This is a genomic window from Pedococcus sp. (genome assembly GCF_036554925.1).
In the GTDB taxonomy this organism is placed as follows: domain Bacteria; phylum Actinomycetota; class Actinomycetes; order Actinomycetales; family Dermatophilaceae; genus Pedococcus_A.
Genome location: NZ_DATBMI010000147.1, coordinates 1 through 3,690 on the forward strand (window position 1 = coordinate 1; position 3,690 = coordinate 3,690).

Below are 3,690 nucleotides of genomic sequence, written 5' to 3' on the forward strand. Positions count from 1 at the left end.
CCCTCGGGCAGGTAGGACAGCGGGTCGTGGGCGCTGGTCTGGTCGGTCACGATGTCGATCGGGACCCCGCGGCGCAGCAGCTCCGGGAAGACGGTGGCGGCGTTGCCGACGACGCCGATCGACCAGGCGCGCTTCTCCTCCTTGGCCTTCAGGGCCTTCTCGACCGCCTCGTCGAGCGAGGAGGCGACCTCGTCGAGGTAGCGGTGCTCGACCCGGCGGTGCAGGCGGGCCGGGTCGACGTCGACGATGAGGCAGACGCCCTCGTTGAGGGTCACGGCGAGGGGCTGGGCGCCGCCCATGCCGCCGCACCCGCCGGTGAGGGTCAGCGTCCCGGCGAGCGTGCCGCCGAAGCGCTTCTCCGCCACCGCGGCGAAGGTCTCGTAGGTCCCCTGCACGATCCCCTGCGTGCCGATGTAGATCCACGAGCCGGCGGTCATCTGGCCGTACATGGTCAGGCCGAGGTGCTCCAGCCGGCGGAACTCCGGCCACGTGGCCCAGTCGCCCACCAGGTTGGAGTTGGCGATGAGGACCCGCGGAGCCCACTCGTGCGTCTGCATCACGCCGACTGGGCGCCCCGACTGCACGAGCATCGTCTCGTCGGGCTTGAGCGTGGTGAGGGTGCGCACCATGGCGTCGAAGGACTTCCAGTCGCGCGCCGCCCGGCCGGTGCCGCCGTAGACCACGAGGTCGTCGGGGCGCTCGGCCACCTCGGGGTCGAGGTTGTTCATGAGCATCCGCAGCGGTGCCTCGGCACCCCAGTGGGTTGCGGTGAGCTTCGTGCCGCGCGGGGCGCGGACGGGGCGGGCGCCTTCCATGTCGTTCTCCTTCAGGGCTTGTCGTTCCAGAGGTCAGTCGTTCGAGGCGTTCAGGAGCGCAGTGGGTATGCCGGGCGGCTCAGTCGAGCGGGCCGGTGACGGACTCGGCGGCGGTCACGGCCGCGCCTGAGGCGACGAGCTGGACCGCCGTCTCGATCTCGGGGGCGAGGAAGCGGTCGGGCCCGGGCGCCTGGGCGCCCGATGCCCGGAGGGCAGCGAGCACCGCAGCAGTGGCGGGAGCCGGCCGCAGCGGAGCGCGCAGGTCGAGGGCGCGGGCCGCCGTCAGCAGCTCGATTGCCAGGACCCGGGTGAGGCCGTCGACGGAGCGCCGCAGCTTGCGGGCGGCGGACCAGCCCATCGAGACGTGGTCCTCCTGCATCGCCGAGCTCGGGATCGAGTCGACCGACGCCGGGGCTGCGAGCCGCTTCATCTCGGAGACGATCGCTGCCTGGGTGTACTGAGCGATCATGTGCCCGGAGTCGACCCCCGGGTCGTGGGCCAGGAAGGCACCCAGCCCGTGGCTGCGGCTCACGTCGAGGAAGCGGTCCGTGCGGCGCTCCGAGATCGAGGCGAGGTCGGCGGCGACGATCGCGAGGAAGTCGAGGACGTAGGCGACCGGTGCGCCGTGGAAGTTGCCGTTGGACTCCACGCGGCCGTCCTTCGTGACGACCGGGTTGTCGACCGCGGAGGCGAGCTCGAAACCGGCCACCTGCGCGGCATACGCCACGGTGTCACGCACGGCGCCCGCCACCTGCGGCGAGCAGCGCAGGGAGTAGGCGTCCTGGACCCTGGTGCAGGCGTCGGTGCGGTGGCTCTCGCGGATCTCGCTGCCCTGCATGAGCCGGCGCAGGTTCGAGGCCGAGAGCCCCTGGCCCGGCTGCGGACGGAGGTCGTGCAGGTCCGCGGCGAAGACGTCGTCGGTGCCGAGCTGGGCCTCGACGCTCATGGCCGCAGTCAGGTCGGCGACCCGGAGCAGCCGGCGCAGGTCCGTGATGGCGAGGACGAGCTGGCCGAGCATGCCGTCGGTGCCGTTGATGAGGGCGAGTCCCTCCTTCTCACGCAGCTCGACGGGCGTGATGCCGGCCGCCGCGAAGGCCTCGGCCGTGGGCATCCGCTCGTCGGCGGCATCCCGGACGACGCCCTCCCCCATGAGCGCGAGGGCGCAGTGGGAGAGCGGCGCGAGGTCGCCGGAGCAGCCGAGCGAGCCGTACTCGTGGACGACCGGGGTGATGCCGGCGTTGAGCATGGCGACGTAGGTCTGGAGCGTCTCCTCGCGGATGCCGGTGCGGCCGGTCGCGAGGGTCGAGACGCGCAGCAGCATCAGCGCCCGGATGACCTCGCGCTCCACCTCGGGCCCGGAGCCGGCGGCGTGCGAGCGCACCAGGCTCCGCTGGAGCTGGGCGCGGCGGTCGACCGGGATGTGCCGGGTCGCCAGCGCCCCGAAACCGGTCGAGACGCCGTAGTGCGGCTCGTCGTCGTCGGCGAGGGCATCGATGACGGCCCGGCTCCGGCGCACCTCGGCCAGCGACTCCTCGGAGATGCGGACGGCGGCGTCGTGGCGCGCGACGGCGACCACGTCGTCGAAGGAGACCGGGCCGGTGCCGACGGTTACCTGCTGCGTGGCGGTGCTGGTGCTCATACCCACCATTGCACCGCCCGCCGCACCTCCCGGGGAGGAGCGGCGGGCGGATTATGTCTCGGATGCGAGACGGGACGGCTGGGCAGGGACGGTGGCCGGGGCGTTGGCAGCGGCGTCAGGCGGCCTTCACCGCGAGCACCGGGCACGGGGCGTCGAGCAGGATCCGCTGTGCCACCGAGCCGAGGAGCAGCTTGCCCACCGGGGACCGGTGCCGGATCCCGATGACGACGACCGAGGCGGACTCCTCGGTGGCCAGCGCCAGGATCACCTCGGCCGCATCGTTGCCCCGTTCGATCTGGCGGACCTCGAAGCGCGCCCCGAGCTCCGCGAGGTCGCGGCCGACCCGGGCCAGCTGCTCCTCGCCGGCCCGCCGTGCGTCGACGAGCACGTCGTCGCGCGACATGTTGACCACCAGCAGCCGCTCCCCGCGACGCCTGGCCTCGTCGACGGCCGCGGTGAGCGCGGCCTCCCCGAACGCGTTCGGCACGTAGCCCACGAGGACGGTCATGCCACCACCTCCCTGTCGTGGTCATCCCGGCCATTCCGGTCATCCCGGTCACTGTCGCGGTTCCTGCGCACCAGCCTGGAGATGAGCGGCCAGAGCAGCACGACGGCGATGATCGCGTAGCAGACCCAGGCCACCGGCCCTCCGATGAGCCCCGACGGGTCGCCGCCCGACAGCTGCAGCGAGCGCCGCGCCTGCTTCTCCGCGAGCGGCCCGAGGATCACCCCGACGATGAGCGGCAGCACCGGGAGACCGAAGCGCCGCATCGCGAACCCGAGCAGGCCCAGCACCAGGAGGAGGAAGAGGTCGAACGGCTGCGCGTTGACCGCGTAGGCGCCCATGGACGCGAAGAAGAGGATCCCGGCATACAGGTAGGGCCGCGGGATCTGCAGCAGCTTGGCCCATGCCGGGGCGAGCGGGAGGTTGAGCACCAGCAGCATGGTGTTGCCGATGAAGAGGCTGGCGATGAGGGCCCACACCAGGGCCGGCTGCTTCTCCAGCAGCAGCGGGCCGGGCTCCATGCCGTAGCCCTGCAGCGCGGCCAGCATGATGGCCGCGGTGGCGTTGGTCGGCAGGCCGAGGGCGAGCAGCGGCACCAGCGTGCCGGCCGCCGAGGCGTTGTTGGCCGCCTCCGGCCCGGCGACGCCCTCGATCGCGCCCCGGCCGAACTCCTCCGGGTGCCTCGAGAGCCTCTTCTCGGTCAGGTAGGAGAGGAAGGTCGGCATCTCGGC

Annotated in this window: 4 protein-coding genes; all 4 read right to left on the minus strand. The window is 72.6% G+C overall.

The genetic code is table 11. From position 1 onward, the window contains the following. Positions 1-815, minus strand: an 815-nt coding sequence (gene hutU, locus VIB11_RS11950) for a urocanate hydratase (RefSeq protein WP_332031451.1), incomplete at its 3' end; no start/stop codon positions are given. A gap of 79 nt (positions 816-894) precedes the next feature. Beyond that, positions 895-2,463 (minus strand): histidine ammonia-lyase, encoded by a 1,569-nt coding sequence (gene hutH / locus VIB11_RS11955; RefSeq protein ID WP_414695823.1) that lies wholly within the window; start codon positions 2,461-2,463, stop codon positions 895-897. 106 nt (positions 2,464-2,569) lie between these two features. After that, entirely contained in the window at positions 2,570-2,962 is a 393-nt protein-coding gene (locus VIB11_RS11960) for a universal stress protein (protein WP_332031453.1), read from the minus strand. Continuing rightward, positions 2,959-3,690: tripartite tricarboxylate transporter permease (locus VIB11_RS11965; protein WP_332031454.1), on the minus strand; the 732-nt coding region annotated here is incomplete at its 5' end. The genes VIB11_RS11965 and VIB11_RS11960, both read right to left, overlap by 4 nt.

Coding starts and splice junctions, on each gene's coding strand:
- hutH (WP_414695823.1), bottom strand. CDS start 2,463: ATGGTGGGTATGAGCACCAGCACCGCCACGCAGCAGGTAACCGTCGGC.
- VIB11_RS11960 (WP_332031453.1), bottom strand. CDS start 2,962: ATGACCGTCCTCGTGGGCTACGTGCCGAACGCGTTCGGGGAGGCCGCG.